This is a genomic window from Rhizobium sp. CAU 1783 (assembly GCF_054551725.1).
Map to the genome: position 1 here is coordinate 1,433,408 of NZ_JBTOLM010000001.1, position 13,294 is coordinate 1,446,701.

At 62.7% G+C, this 13,294-nt stretch carries 15 protein-coding genes and 1 tRNA gene; 11 read left to right on the forward strand and 5 right to left on the reverse strand.

Annotated features, from left to right (window positions below; translation table 11 throughout):
• Nucleotides 1-13: 13 nt before the first annotated feature.
• A complete protein-coding gene (locus ACX93L_RS06680) occupies nt 14-1,414 on the reverse strand; it encodes an L-serine ammonia-lyase (protein WP_459404097.1) in 1,401 nt (466 codons plus the stop codon).
• Between the two features lie 579 nt (nt 1,415-1,993).
• Between ACX93L_RS06680 and ACX93L_RS06685 the strand changes: the two genes are divergently transcribed.
• The 3 genes from ACX93L_RS06685 to ACX93L_RS06695 all read left to right on the forward strand — a co-directional run bounded on the left by ACX93L_RS06685 (nt 1,994) and on the right by ACX93L_RS06695 (nt 4,226).
• Nucleotides 1,994-2,692: a DUF599 domain-containing protein gene (locus tag ACX93L_RS06685; protein ID WP_459404098.1), complete on the forward strand. Its 699-nt coding sequence runs from the start codon at nt 1,994-1,996 to the stop codon at nt 2,690-2,692.
• A 76-nt stretch (nt 2,693-2,768) separates the two neighbouring features.
• Nucleotides 2,769-3,737 (forward strand): heparan-alpha-glucosaminide N-acetyltransferase, encoded by a 969-nt coding sequence (locus tag ACX93L_RS06690; RefSeq protein ID WP_459404099.1) that lies wholly within the window; start codon nt 2,769-2,771, stop codon nt 3,735-3,737.
• A 12-nt stretch (nt 3,738-3,749) separates the two neighbouring features.
• Nucleotides 3,750-4,226: a methyltransferase family protein gene (locus ACX93L_RS06695; protein ID WP_459404100.1), complete on the forward strand. Its 477-nt coding sequence runs from the start codon at nt 3,750-3,752 to the stop codon at nt 4,224-4,226.
• 12 nt (nt 4,227-4,238) lie between these two features.
• Here ACX93L_RS06695 and ACX93L_RS06700 read toward each other — a convergent pair whose 3' ends face one another.
• Entirely contained in the window at nt 4,239-4,625 is a 387-nt protein-coding gene (locus tag ACX93L_RS06700) for a MerR family transcriptional regulator (protein WP_169588146.1), read from the reverse strand.
• A 67-nt stretch (nt 4,626-4,692) separates the two neighbouring features.
• The gene (gene mgtE / locus ACX93L_RS06705; RefSeq protein WP_459404101.1) at nt 4,693-6,111 is read right to left on the reverse strand and encodes a magnesium transporter; all 1,419 of its coding nucleotides are present in this window, start codon (nt 6,109-6,111) and stop codon (nt 4,693-4,695) included.
• 212 nt (nt 6,112-6,323) lie between these two features.
• Between mgtE and ACX93L_RS06710 the strand changes: the two genes are divergently transcribed.
• A complete protein-coding gene (locus tag ACX93L_RS06710) occupies nt 6,324-6,818 on the forward strand; it encodes a peptide deformylase (protein WP_459404102.1) in 495 nt (164 codons plus the stop codon).
• A gap of 76 nt (nt 6,819-6,894) precedes the next feature.
• Entirely contained in the window at nt 6,895-7,401 is a 507-nt protein-coding gene (locus ACX93L_RS06715) for a BON domain-containing protein (protein WP_459404103.1), read from the forward strand.
• An 84-nt stretch (nt 7,402-7,485) separates the two neighbouring features.
• Here the strand turns inward: ACX93L_RS06715 and ACX93L_RS06720 are convergent.
• Nucleotides 7,486-7,570 (reverse strand) — tRNA-Leu (locus tag ACX93L_RS06720).
• A gap of 190 nt (nt 7,571-7,760) precedes the next feature.
• Here ACX93L_RS06720 and lipB point away from each other — a divergent pair.
• Entirely contained in the window at nt 7,761-8,492 is a 732-nt protein-coding gene (lipB, locus tag ACX93L_RS06725; RefSeq protein ID WP_459404104.1) for a lipoyl(octanoyl) transferase LipB, read from the forward strand.
• A gap of 16 nt (nt 8,493-8,508) precedes the next feature.
• On the opposite strand, the gene ACX93L_RS06730 is transcribed toward lipB, so the two are convergent.
• Nucleotides 8,509-8,877, reverse strand: a complete 369-nt coding sequence (locus ACX93L_RS06730) for a helix-turn-helix domain-containing protein (RefSeq protein WP_459404105.1) — start codon at nt 8,875-8,877, stop codon at nt 8,509-8,511.
• A 355-nt stretch (nt 8,878-9,232) separates the two neighbouring features.
• Here ACX93L_RS06730 and ACX93L_RS06735 point away from each other — a divergent pair, with 355 nt between their 5' ends.
• The 5 genes from ACX93L_RS06735 to ACX93L_RS06755 form a co-directional block, all read left to right on the forward strand.
• Nucleotides 9,233-10,156 (forward strand): DMT family transporter, encoded by a 924-nt coding sequence (locus tag ACX93L_RS06735; RefSeq protein WP_459404106.1) that lies wholly within the window; start codon nt 9,233-9,235, stop codon nt 10,154-10,156.
• A 107-nt stretch (nt 10,157-10,263) separates the two neighbouring features.
• A complete protein-coding gene (locus ACX93L_RS06740; protein ID WP_459404107.1) occupies nt 10,264-10,977 on the forward strand; it encodes a hypothetical protein in 714 nt (237 codons plus the stop codon).
• A gap of 45 nt (nt 10,978-11,022) precedes the next feature.
• Nucleotides 11,023-12,300 (forward strand): zinc metalloprotease, encoded by a 1,278-nt coding sequence (locus ACX93L_RS06745; RefSeq protein WP_459404108.1) that lies wholly within the window; start codon nt 11,023-11,025, stop codon nt 12,298-12,300.
• Nucleotides 12,301-12,350: 50 nt separating this feature from the next.
• Nucleotides 12,351-12,971, forward strand: a complete 621-nt coding sequence (locus ACX93L_RS06750) for a GNAT family N-acetyltransferase (RefSeq protein WP_459404109.1) — start codon at nt 12,351-12,353, stop codon at nt 12,969-12,971.
• Nucleotides 12,972-13,096: 125 nt separating this feature from the next.
• On the forward strand, nt 13,097-13,294 hold a 198-nt coding region (locus ACX93L_RS06755), incomplete at its 3' end, for an alcohol dehydrogenase catalytic domain-containing protein (protein ID WP_459404110.1).

Consider the following 13,294-nt stretch of genomic DNA (forward strand, 5'->3'; position numbering starts at 1 on the left):
AGCGGCTTGGCCATCAACATTCGACGACGTTGACGGCGAGACCGCCGAGCGAGGTTTCCTTGTATTTCTCGCTCATGTCGTTGCCGGTCTGGCGCATGGTCTCGATGCAGGCATCAAGCGGGACGAAGTGTTCGCCGTCGCCCTTCAGCGCCAGCGAGGCGGCCGTCACCGCCTTGACGGCGCCGAGCGCGTTGCGCTCGATGCAGGGTACCTGGACGAGGCCGGCGACCGGGTCGCAGGTCATGCCGAGGTGATGCTCCAGCGCGATCTCGGCGGCGTTCTCGATCTGCTCGGGGCTGCCGCCCATCACCGCCGCAAGGCCTGCTGCCGCCATGGCGGAGGCGGAGCCCACCTCGCCCTGACAGCCGACTTCGGCGCCGGAAATCGAGGCATTGTGCTTGATGATGCCGCCAACGGCCGCGGCCGTCAGCAGGTAGTCGCGAATGCCTTGCTGATCGGCGTCGGGATGGAAGTGCAGGTAGTAGCGGATGGTTGCCGGCACGACGCCCGCGGCCCCGTTGGTCGGGGCGGTCACGACGCGCCCGCCGGCCGCATTCTCCTCGTTGACCGCCATGGCATAAACCGACAGCCAGTCATTGGCGAGGAGCGGGTTCTGGCGATTGGAGCGCCATTCCTCCTGCAACTGGTCATGGATGGAGCGGGCGCGGCGGCGGACGTTCAAGCCGCCGGGCAGCCGGCCATCCTGCTTAAGGCCACGATCGATGCAGCCGCTCATCGCCTCCCAGATCCGGTCGAGGCCGGCGTCGAGCGCGTCGCGATCCATCACGACCTCCTCGTTCGCCCGCTTCATCTGGGCGATCGTCAGGCCGGAGCGGCGGGCCATGTCGAGCATCTCCTTCGCCGACGAGAAGGGATAGGGCACCTTGGTGGCGCTCGTGGCCTTCTTGCTCTTCTGCATGGCGAGGAGTTCGGTGTCGGTGACGACGAAACCGCCGCCAATCGAATAGTAGATCGTCGTCAGGAGGACACGGCCGTCCTTGTCGAGGGCAGACAGACGCATGCCGTTGGCATGGCCTTTCAAGGGCTCCTTCTTGTCGAAGACGAGGTCTTCCTTCGGATTGAAGTGATAGGCCGGATGACCGGGAGGTGCCACGCGGTGGGTGCGCTGGACCTCGTCGATGATGGCGTCCATCTTGTCCGGATCGATGCGGTCCGGCGCCTCGCCGGTCAGACCGATGATGACCGCCCTGCCCGTCCCATGGCCAATGCCGGTATAAGCGAGCGAGCCATGAAGGCTGGCCTTGAGCGCCGCGACATGGGCGCCCTGGGGACGCGGCCAGCTGTCGGAGGCAATGAGGTCGAGAAAGCGGTTCGCTGCCGTCATCGGTCCCATCGTGTGGGAGCTCGAAGGGCCTACGCCGATCTTGAATACGTCGAAAACCGAAAGGAACATGAAATCCGCCTTGTGTCGCCTGTTCGCCGCGAGGCTAAATTATCATGTATCATGAATGCGGCGGCGAACCGACATCCGCTTTCATCGCCGCGACATTCGTCGTCGCTCCCAAAACGGCGACAGCGCGGATCCGTAAAGACCCGCGCTGTCGGAAGTCAGGACTGTTCGTCCCGTATCACATGCTGCCAATGAGGTATGCCAGGCAGAGGATGCCGGCGAAACCGATCAATGCACGAAAAGTCACGTTCCAGCAGGATTTCTGGATGCTGTCTTCCATGAAGACTCCGTTTGAGCGTTGTTGGCAGAAAGCCGTCCCCCGACCGCCTTCGTGTCATCGATCTATTAAAATCGCCGCGGGTTCGCAACTGCAAAAATGGCAAAAGAGTGGCCAATTCCGGCGATCAGCCATGCAATGCGCGCATACATATTCGAAATTTCAATGACTTAAGATGACGAGACTTACGGGGTGCCGGAGGAGCGCTGCCTCATTTTGGGCCAATCTCTTGTGTCTTGGTTAATTCGCTTGTGAGCAAACCGAGGACGCATCATAAAAATGCGGATGCAACGCCGGGACGATTCATGACCATTCTCGACTACATCGCACTCTGCCTCTTCGGTGTTCTCTGGTTCGCCTTCGCCTGGATCACCGGCCGAAGCCGCATTTTTGCCCGCACCAGCCTGACCCAGGCAATGGCAGAGCGGCGGCGCCAGTGGATCATGAATTCGCTCGGCCGCGACCTGAAGATGATCGACACGCAGATCATGTCCGGCCTGCAGAACGGAACAGCCTTCTTCGCCTCGACCTCCATTCTCGCGATCGGCGGCTGTTTTGCGCTTCTGGGCGCCACAGACCAGGTAGATGCCGTATTCAAGGACCTGCCCTTCATCGTGCAGGGCGGCCGCACGACCTTCGAGCTCAAGGTCTTCGTTCTGACCGCGATCTTCGGCTACTCCTTCTTCAAGTTCGGCTGGTCCTATCGCCTGTTCAACTACTGCACCATCCTCTTCGGTGCCTTGCCGATGGCGGACGAGGCGCGGCGCGATCCGGAAGGGGCTGCCCGGGCCGCGGAACTCGCCATCCGCATGAACATCATCGCGGCGAGCCATTTCAATTCGGGACTGCGCGCCCTCTTCATGTCGATCGGCTATCTCGGCTGGTTCGCCAGCCCTTACCTTTTCATGGCAACGTCACTGACCGTGTTCATTGTGCTGCTGCGCCGGCAGTTCTTTTCCGAGGCCCGGCTGGCGCTGATCGAATCGCCCCCCACCGCGCCTTGAAATGGTCACCTTTGCGCGGTCTGGCACGGGGCGGAATTCAGGACCGACGACGAGACGGACAGCGGAAGGAAGAAGCGTGGCGGCGCATCCCGACAGCAGCGAGAGCACAGCAAAGATGCCCCGGATCGGGGCGCTCGACGCGGCGCGCGGCATCGCGCTCATCGCCATGGCGACCTACCATCTGACATGGGACTTCGAGTTCTTCGGCTACCTCGACCCGGGCACCGCGACCCATGGCTGGCTGAAGCTCTATGCGCGATCGATCGCCTCGAGCTTCCTTTTCCTCGCCGGATTCAGCCTGGTGCTCGCCCATTTTCCAACGATCCGCTTCGAGGCCTTCTTCAAGCGTTTCGGAGTGATCGTCGCGGCGGCGCTTGCGATCAGTGCGGCAACCTTCTTCTTCGTACGCGACGGGTGGATCTTCTTCGGGATCCTGCACTGCATCGCGGCCGCAAGCCTGATCGGTCTTGCCTTTCTCCGCCTACCACCAGTGTTGACACTGATCGTCGCGGCCGTCGCCGCGGCGCTGCCGAGTGTCTACCATGCGCCCCTGTTCGACATTCCTCCGCTGCTCTTCGTCGGGTTGTCGGAGAACCTGCCGCGCTCCAACGACTACGTGCCGCTGCTACCCTGGACAGGAGCGCTGCTGGCGGGCGTCGCCGTCGCTCGCTTCGCCTTTTCTCGCGGCTGGCTGCATGTGCTGGCCAGGCTTCCCGCCGGTCCCCGTTGGCTGCGCTGGGGCGGACGCAACAGTCTTCTCGTCTATCTTGTCCACCAGCCAGTGCTGATCGGCATCGTCGCGTTGATCTCGATCATCGCACCGCCACAAAAACCTGATCCTATGCAGTCCTACCTGACAAGCTGCGAAGCAGCTTGCCTGGCCGAGGGGTCGGACACGACACTCTGCAACCGGTTCTGCGCCTGCACGCTCGAACGCCTGCAGGAACAGTCGCTACTGACGCCTCTCCAGTCTGGCGCAATCTTGCCGGATAAGGATGAGCGCGTACTAGAGCTTGCGCGTGCGTGTTCGGCCACCAGTCAATGACAGGACCTGATCATGAATGCCTATCGGTTGAAACCCTTGAGTTTCCCCTGGCCGCCCGTTCTCTACGGACTGGCCATCCTGTTCGCGCTCATCGCCGGCCGCTTCGTCGGCCTTTTTCCCTCGATGATGCCGGGCAGCTACCTGTTCCTCGGCATCGGCGGTACGATGATCGCCGCCGCGGTGCTGCTTGATCTCTGGGCAGTGAAAACGCTGATCGAGTGCCGTACGACGGTCATGCCGTATCGCGGCGCGCAGCGACTGGTCACCTGCGGGCCGTTCCGCTACAGCCGCAATCCGATCTATCTGGGTTACACGCTGGCGACCGCCGCCTTCGGCTTCCTGACCGGCAATGCCTGGTTCTTCGTCGCCGCGCTGGCGGCCGCAGTGGTCACTACCTACATTGCCATCCGCAACGAGGAAATGCACCTGCTGGCCCGTTTCGGGATCGATTTCGAGCAGTACTGCCAGCGCACCCGGCGCTGGCTCTGAGACGAAGCAGGATCAGGTTCCGACGCCGATTTCCACCAGGCGGGTCAGGCAGGCCTCTTCGGCCTGATCGAGCTCGGTCAAGGTCTCGTCGATGTCGCGGCGCTTCTGGCGAAGCTCCTCGCGCTTCTCGTCGATGCGCTTCATCATCAGCTTCAACTGACCGATCTCGCCGGGCGGTTCCTTGTAGACATGGACGATCTCACGGATTTCCGCTACCGTGAAACCGATCCTGCGGCCGCGCAGGATTTCCTGCAGCAGTCGCCGGTCGGCGGCGCGGTAAAGTCGAGTGCGACCCCGGCGTTCAGGATGGAGCAGGCCCTCGTCTTCATAGAAACGAAGCGTCCGGGTCGACACCCCAAATTCACGCGTCAGTTCCGTGATGCTGTAATATTTCTTCACAACCGTTCCGATTCATTTAGGAAACGGTATAATATTGACTTTTACGTATAAGTCAATTTTTCGCACATCAGCCAGACATGAACCACCAGGTGGCCAGGCCGAGGAAGCTGAAAAACCCCGTCGTGTCGGTGATCGCGGTGACGAAGACGGCCGAGGATACGGCCGGATCGGCGCCCGCCCGGTGCAGCAGCAACGGAATCATGATGCCGGCCATGGCGGCGGCAAACATGTTGATCAGCATGGCGGTGGTGATCAGGCCGCCGATCGAGACGTCGTGAAACCAGAACCCGGCGACCGTGCCGACCATACAGCCGAACAGCACACCGTTGATCAGGCCGACGCCTGCCTCGCGCCGGGCGACGCGCCAGGCATTGTGAATGTCGAGATTGCGGGTCGCGAGCGCCCGAACGGTCACGGTCATGGTCTGCGAGCCGGCATTGCCGCCCATTCCGGCGACGATCGGCATCAGGATGGCAAGCGCCACGACCTGCTCGATTGTCGCCTCGAACAGCGAGATGACGGAGGCGGACACGAAGGCGGTGAACAGGTTGACCGCGAGCCAAGGCACACGCGAGCGCGACGTTTCCACCACGCTGTCCGACAGTTCTTCATCGCCGACGCCGCCGAGGCGCATCAGGTCTTCCTCGGCCTCTTCCTGGATGACGTCGACCACGTCGTCGATGGTCAACACGCCGACCAGGCGCTCGTTCTCGTCCACGACGGCGGCGGAGAGTAGGTCGTACTGCTCGAAGAGCTGGGCGGCCTCTTCCTGGTCCATCTCGGCCGGGATCGGATGATTCATCTCGCGCATGATGGTCTCGACCTTGACCTGGCGTTTGGTGCGCAGGATGCGGTCGAGATCGACGGTGCCGAGCAGCTTGAAGGTCGGGTCGATGACGAAGATCTGGGTAAAGGTCTCCGGCAGGTCTTCCTCGTCGCGCATGTAGTCGATCGTCTGGCCGACCGTCCAGAAGGGCGGAACGGCGACGAATTCGGTCTGCATGCGGCGGCCAGCCGAGCTTTCCGGATAGTCGAGGGCGCGGCGCAGGCGGACCCGTTCGGTGAACGGCAGCTGGGCGAGAATCTCGTCCCGGTCCTCCTGGTCGAGGTCCTCGAGAATGTAGACGGCATCGTCCGAATCGAGATCGCCGATGGCGGCGGCGATCCGGTCGTTCGGCAGATGCTCGACGATCTGCAGACGGATCCCCTCGTCGACCTCGGTCAGCGCGGTCAGATCGAAGTCGTCGCCGAGCAGGCGGACCATGGCGATACGCTGGTCGGGCAGGATCGCCTCGATCAGGTCGCCGATCTCCGATTCGTGCAGGCGCGCCACGTTCTGGCGGAGGAAAAGCAGATCGCGGTCGGCGATCGCGGCACCGACAAGGGCAAGGAAGTCTGACCGAATCGAGCCGTCCTCGGCATAGATGTCCGCCGGGGCGTCTTCCTGGGAAGCGCGAACGCGGATGTCTTCGCCGGTCTCGGTCATACGTGCGCCCTCGCCCAAATCAAATCTCTGGCCGGCCTCTTTCGCCCAAGCGAGAATGGCGCCGGAAAACGCATTGTCAACAACCGCCTAGCGCAACGCAGCGATCGATATGCAATTACGAACGCTTCCTGCTAACGTATCGGCGAAGCCGGGTCCAGCCTCGATTGCGCCATCGCTTCGCCTGCCCGCTCCACAGCATGAAAGAGGTCTCCTTGAGCGTCCGTCCGATCGTTCTTTACCCCGACCCCGCCCTCAAGGTTCCGGCAGAGCCGGTGGAACAGTTCGACGGCGCCCTGCGCGCCCTTGCCGACGACCTCCACGACACGATCAGGGCGGCACCCGGCGTCGGCATTACCGCGCCGCATATCGGGGTGCCGCTCCGTCTCGTGGTGCTCGACCTGCCCGAACACGGAGGGCGGCGCGACTACGCCAATCCGGAAATCCTCAATCTGTCGCAGGAGACGATTGAGCACACGGAAGGCTCCGTCTCGATGCCCGGCGCCACGGAGACCGTTACACGGCCGCGCGCCGTCGACATCCGCTTCCGCGATCTCGACGGCGTAGTCCATGAAGAAAAGCTCGAAGGGTTTGCCGCGATCTGCATGCAGCACGAGATCGACCAGTTGGATGGGATGTTCTGGCTGCAGCGCCTTTCGAAGCTGAAACGCGACCGGCTGATCCGCAAATGGGAAAAGAGCCGCAAATAGCGTCGCGTCGGCAGGCTTTCGGACCCAAACCCGATCCTGCGCGTTTCCTTCGACGCAACAGTGTCAGAAGGGAGCAATGATGACCAACGGCGCACGCGACCGAGACGAGTTTTCCCGAGAGGAGGACTACCGAGATTTTGAACAGCGGGACATCGACGGCGGCTGGCCCTATGACGACGGCGCCGGTGCTGGCGCAAAACCTGTTGCCAACGCGGCCTACGGCGAGACTCACGCCAATTTCGATCGCGAGCGCAATCGCGGCTTTCGCGTGACCAAGGCCGAACCTGACGGGAGCGAGGCTCCCCTCGCCTCCCCGGTCCTGCCGGAGACCGACCACCGCGAGCTTAGCGACCAGCTCGAGGCGGATATCCATGCCGCGCTCGAGACCTTCCCCGAAACCACGCTTTCGGCGATGGACCTCCACGTCGTCGGTCATATCGTGACCTTGAGAGGCGCTGTGGATACGCCCGAAGAGCGGCGGATGATCGAGCTGAAGGTGCTGGGCGTTGGCGGAGTGACGACCGTGCGCAATCTGATCAACACGATCGGCGCCGACGCGCATATTCCAAAGGATACGGAGTAAAGTCCAACAACGGGGAATCCCAGAAACGACAAAGCCGGCTGCCTTTCGGCGAGCCGGCTTTCGTATTCTTCCTCTAGGGAAGAATGGTGCGGTCGAGAAGACTCGAACTTCCACGTCTTGCGACACAGCGACCTCAACGCTGCGCGTCTACCAATTCCGCCACGACCGCATCTTGGTAGCGCCGAATTGCTCCGGCGGGGCTGCATGTAGCAAAAGCATTCCGGGTGCACAAGGCCAAGATGACAGTTTTTTGAGATTTCCCGCACCAGGTTTACGGAAGGCCCTGACGCCCAAGGATTCCCGCCCCTTGAAGTGGCCCCAGTTTCTTGCCAAGTAGAGGGAAAAGAAGGCTTTTCCCCATGCAACGCACCGACCTCACTACCGAAATGTTTGCCTCTGCCGGCTCTCCGCCCGTGCGCTGGCGGATATCCGAAGGCCTTGTTCCCTATGAGGAAGCGGTCGCAGAAATGGAACGCGAGGTGGCGGCGATCGCCGACGGCACGGCGGACGAACTGGTCTGGCTGCTCGAGCATCCGCCGCTCTATACCGCCGGCACCAGCGCGGAAGCCAAGGACCTGATCGAGCCCGATCGGTTCCCGGTGTTTTCCACCGGCCGGGGCGGCGAATACACCTATCACGGCCCGGGCCAAAGGGTTGCCTATGTGATGCTCGACCTCAAGCGGCGGCGGCAGGATGTGCGCGCCTATGTCGCCGCGCTCGAAGAGGTGGTGATCCGCACCCTTGAGAAGATGAACGTCAAGGGCGAGCGGCGCGAAGACCGCGTCGGCGTCTGGGTGCGGCGACCGGAAAAGCCGCTGCTCGCCGACGGCTCCCTGGCAGAGGAAAAGATCGCCGCCCTCGGCATCCGGCTCCGGCGGTGGGTGAGCTTTCACGGGTTGTCGATCAATGTCGATCCGGACCTTTCGCATTTTTCCGGAATCGTGCCGTGCGGAATCAGTGCCTATGGCGTCACCAGCCTGGTGGATCTCGGCCTGCTGGTGATGATGCCGGATGTGGATGTTCGGCTTCGGGAATCCTTTGAGGAAGTCTTCGGACCGACCGTTCGCGAAGAAACGGTGTCGGGAACCTGAGAACGGGCGGCAACGGTCAGCGCCGCAGTCGCACCGATTCGAACCGCTCGATCTGGCGGGCCAGGCCGTCGATCAGCCGGCCGGTTTCATGGTGCAGTTCGCTGAGGCGGGCAAGCTCGACCCGCATCGCCTCCAGCAGGAGCGAATCATCCTCGACGGCCGGACCGAGACCGTTGCCGGTCATCAGCCACATCGGCGACACGCCCAGGATGCCGGCGATATCGATGAGACGCGAGGAACGTGGTTCGGCGCGGTCAGCCTCCCAGGCGGTCAGCGTCTCGCGCCTTACGCCGAGACGATTCGCCAGATCGGCCTGACTGATGCCGCTCGCGTCGCGTGCGGCCGACAATCGCCCACCGAGCGTGTCATCACTGGCGTCGATCATTCGACGCGCCAGATCGGGCCGCAAGGTGTGACCGCTCCTATCGCCTGTATCCATGCCGGTTGCTCCATTCTTCCGCATCGACCGCGCGAAAACCAAACCTGACAGCGGGTCCGGCGTGGCCGAGACCCTTGCGATTAGGCGGATCATATGGCGAAGGCGAGGCAGAGACTCTCCTTCGCGCGCCATGGCATGACGCCGCCGAAGCGGCGGAAATATATCGTATCTTCTCGATTCACGACAACGCCCGGCGCGGCCTTCCCCGCCTCCCGATCTGGCGTACCGTCCGGGACGCCGAGGCCCTTGATAGCTGTCATCGCCTATGCTTCATGAAGCCTCCCGTTTAAAGGCACCCAGCATGACCCAGCACCGCGCACCGACCGCCGAAAACCCGATGCAGGGCATGGCCCTGATGGCGGGCTGCATGCTGTTCCTGCCGTTGATGGACGCGATCGCCAAGTACATGGCGAATGTCGAGGGCATGTCGCCGGGGCAGGTGAACTTCTACCGATTCTTTTTCCAGGTGGCCTGCATCGTACCGTTCCTGCTCGTCGTGCAGGGGCGCTCGGCGCTTTCGGCAAAACGTCCGGGGCTAAACCTGTTGCGCGGGGTGCTGCACGGCGCGGCGAGCTTGATGTTCTTCACCGCCGTCAAATACATGCCGCTCGCCGACGTCTTCGCGATCTACTTCGTCGAGCCCTTCATACTCACCGCGCTTTCGGCGATCTTTCTCGGCGAAAAGGTCGGCTGGCGCCGCTGGACGGCCATCGTCGTCGGCTTCGGAGGCGCGATGATCGTCATCCAGCCGAGCTACGAGGTGTTCGGCCTGACATCCCTCCTTCCCGTCGCCTGCGCTTTCCTCTACGCACTCTACATGTTCCTCAACCGCGCCATAGGTGAAGCCGACTCCCCGGTCACCATGCAGACCATGTCCGGGATCGGTGGCACGCTGTTCATGGGCGCGGTACTCCTCGGCGGCAATGCCGCCGGCCAGACCGATTTCGCTGTTTCACTTCCCTCTTCCTGGTTCGCGTTGGCGCTGCTGATGATCCTGGGCTCGATTTCCGGTTATGCCCACCTCCTGGTGGTGCGCGCTTTCCGCCTGGCGCCGCTGTCGGTTCTGGCGCCGTTCCAGTATTTCGAGATCATCGCCGCCACCATTCTCGGATATGCGCTGTTCGACGACTTCCCGACCGTGTCGAAATGGGTCGGAATCTGCATCATCGTCGGCTCCGGCCTCTTCATTCTCTGGCGAGAGCATCGTCGCGCCCAGGAACGCTAAAATGCAATGCTTTCCCGTTACACGACGCTAACCGGGAAAATTGGCACAAACGCAATCTTTGTCGGATAACACTCGTCCCAGTTTCATGATGAAACAGGGATAAAAAGATGAGCGAGTTTCGTCTCTCTTTTCCGGCATGTGTTGTCGCCGGGAAGAACAGGCTGTCCGCCGAGGACATATTCTTATTACGCAAGTTTACCTTCCCCGAAGGTATCCAGACACCCGACGATGTCGTCACCCTCCTTGCCCTCAACAATTCCTGTCCGGAAAAGTGCCCGGAGTGGCGTGATTTCTTCGTCGAGTCGCTGACGCGTTTCATCGTCGACCGCTGTTATCCGATCGGCTCGATGGACGACCTCAACGTGGACTGGATGAAACGGGTCTTCTCGGTCGATGGCGTCGTGCATGACGAACTCGAGCTGGCGGTGGTGCTGCATGTCATGGACGTGTCGCGCCATGTGCCGCCGACGCTCAAGGTGCTGGCGCTCGACCAATTGCGCGTAGCGCTGAGCGAAGGACGGGGCGCGCTTGCAGCCGATCGTCTGCCGCATGGCGGGATCGGCGAGACGGAACTCGCCTATGTCCATCGCATTCTGCGCAGTGCGTTCGACCGGGGTAGGATAGACCTCTATCCGATCGAGATCGCGGCGCTCGAGGAAATCGACCGGATCGCGTCCTCGCGCTCCAGTCACCCGGAATGGACCGCGCTGATGAACGGCATCCGCCGGAGCGAAACGGACAAGGGTACGCCGGTCGAGCCGCCGCGACGGTGGCTGCAGGTGCCGGACGCTCTCTTCCTGGACGAAAACAAGGTCGCGTAGCGACGCGAGCAGCGCCGGAGAGCCGTGGCAGAAGGGAGTGCACCCGTGACGACATTCCAGGCAGCCTTCATTCTCCTCGGCATCAATCTCGGCCTGATCTGGCTGATGCTCGCCGCACCGCTCGGTCGCCGCACCATCACGGTGAGGCGCCACCTCGACAAGCGCCCGGAAGAAATCTGGGACATGACCCGCCCGGGCGGCGGGCTTGCCGACTGGCATCCGTCGGTGCTGTCGGTGCGCACGCTCCAGGGCACGCCCGACAGGCTGGAGCTGAGCTACCGGCAACCCGACCGGACGGGCCGACCGATCACCCGCACGATGGCCATCGACCGGACCGGCGTGAAGGCCGACGGCGAGTTCCGTTGCGAGCTTCGGATCGTTGCGGACAGCGCGCTCGACGCGAGCTTCTGGTCGAACTATCGCGAGGTTCGCACGATCGGCCCGGCCGAAGACGGATCGACCGTCGCGATCGAGCAAACCGACCGTTATCACGGCCTCGGCTTCCTGCTTTTCCGCTACATCATGCTGAAGCGCGAGGTGAAGGCGCTCGAGGACCATCTCGAGGGCCGCAGTCCCTCCGCTGCCGGACGTCTCGAACATCCTTTGAGCCAGGTGGCGCTCGCCACGCTGTCGACCCTGCTGCTCTGGCCCTTCTTCGGCTTCGACCGGAACGGACTGATGATCTCGGTCTTCCTTACCCTGGTCATCGTCTTTCACGAACTCGGCCACATGGTTGCCTACCGAGCGTTCGGACACGCCCAGGCGAGAATGATCTTTGTGCCGCTGCTCGGCGGGATCGCGATCGGCGGCCGCCCCTATGCGAGCCTGTTCGAAGTCGCGACCTGCGCGCTGATGGGCGCCGGCGTCTCGGCCTTCGCCGTGCCGATCCTGATTGCCGGACACCAGGCCGCCGACGGCGGCATCATGGCGCCGACGAGCAGCGGACCGCTGCTCGTCTTCCTGTTGATCCTTTCCGCCTTCAACCTGCTCAACCTCCTGCCGATGCATCGCTTCGACGGCGGCCAGGTGCTCAGGCAGCTCTTTCCAAGCCGTACCCTGCTGACCCTCGCAAGCTTCGGGATCGCACTCGTCGTCGCGGCGACGGGATGGCGAATCGGGCTGCCCGCTCCCGCCATGCTGGGGGCGCTTGCGGTGTTCACGCTGCTGAGCCTCATCCGCACCACCAACATCAAGCCACGCGAAAAACTGGATGCGATGAGCGGTCCCGAACGGATGATGACCGGTTTCGGGCTTTATGCCGCTCTTTCTATCCACATCTGCGGCGTGATCTATGCCTGCGACAGGCTTTTCGGGGCCGCCTGAGGCGCCTTTGGCCCTTGACTAAGGCAGGCGGAACGGCTCCAAAGACCGCCATGGATACCGTGAACCCGCCCCTCCCCCTCGGCTATTCGGCCGTGCCCGCCGGCAAGCTCGCCAATGTCGTCACCTGCCTCGAAATGCTGACAAGACCGGCGTCCAAGCCGGTGCGCGCGGAGGATTCCGCTCTTCGCCTCGAACGGTGGACGGATGCGGATCTTGGCGAATATCGCGCACTTTTCCGCGCGATCGGCGAGGACTGGATGTGGCTGTCGCGGCTCGTCATGCCGGACGAGGAACTGCGCGCCATCCTCCATGACCCGGCCGTCGAGGTCTACACCGTGCGGGACGGCGATCGGCGTGTCGGCCTGATGGAGCTCGACTTCCGCAAGGACGGCGAGTGCGAACTCGTATTCTTCGGCCTCGTTCCGGACGCCATCGGCCAGGGCGCCGGCCGGATCATGATGAATGCGGCGATCGACAATGCCTGGTCGAAACCGATCCGGCGGTTCTGGGTTCACACCTGCCATTTCGACCATCCCGGTGCGGTCGGATTCTACCAGCGGTCGGGCTTCAAACCCTATGCCTTCCTCGTCGAGGTGATCGACGATCCGCGGCTCACCGGCGAGATGCGCGCAGACGCTTCGCCGCATGTGCCGCTGATCCTGCCGCGGTGAGACCCGCGGCGCTCATCTTTTCGTGATCCAATCGACCTGTCTCAGGTGATGGCCGTCTCTTGAGGCAGCCTTGCCCCTCGTGCCACATTCCAAACGCTCAAATTACAAACCCCGGAGAAGACACCATGGACGTTCGCGCCGCCGTAGCCGTGCAGGCTGGAAAACCGCTTGAAATCATGACCGTACAGCTCGAAGGCCCACGTGCCGGCGAGGTTCTGATCGAGGTTAAGGCGACGGGGATCTGCCATACCGACGACTTCACGCTGTCGGGGGCCGATCCGGAAGGCCTGTTCCCGGCGATCCTCGGCCATGAGGGTGCCGGC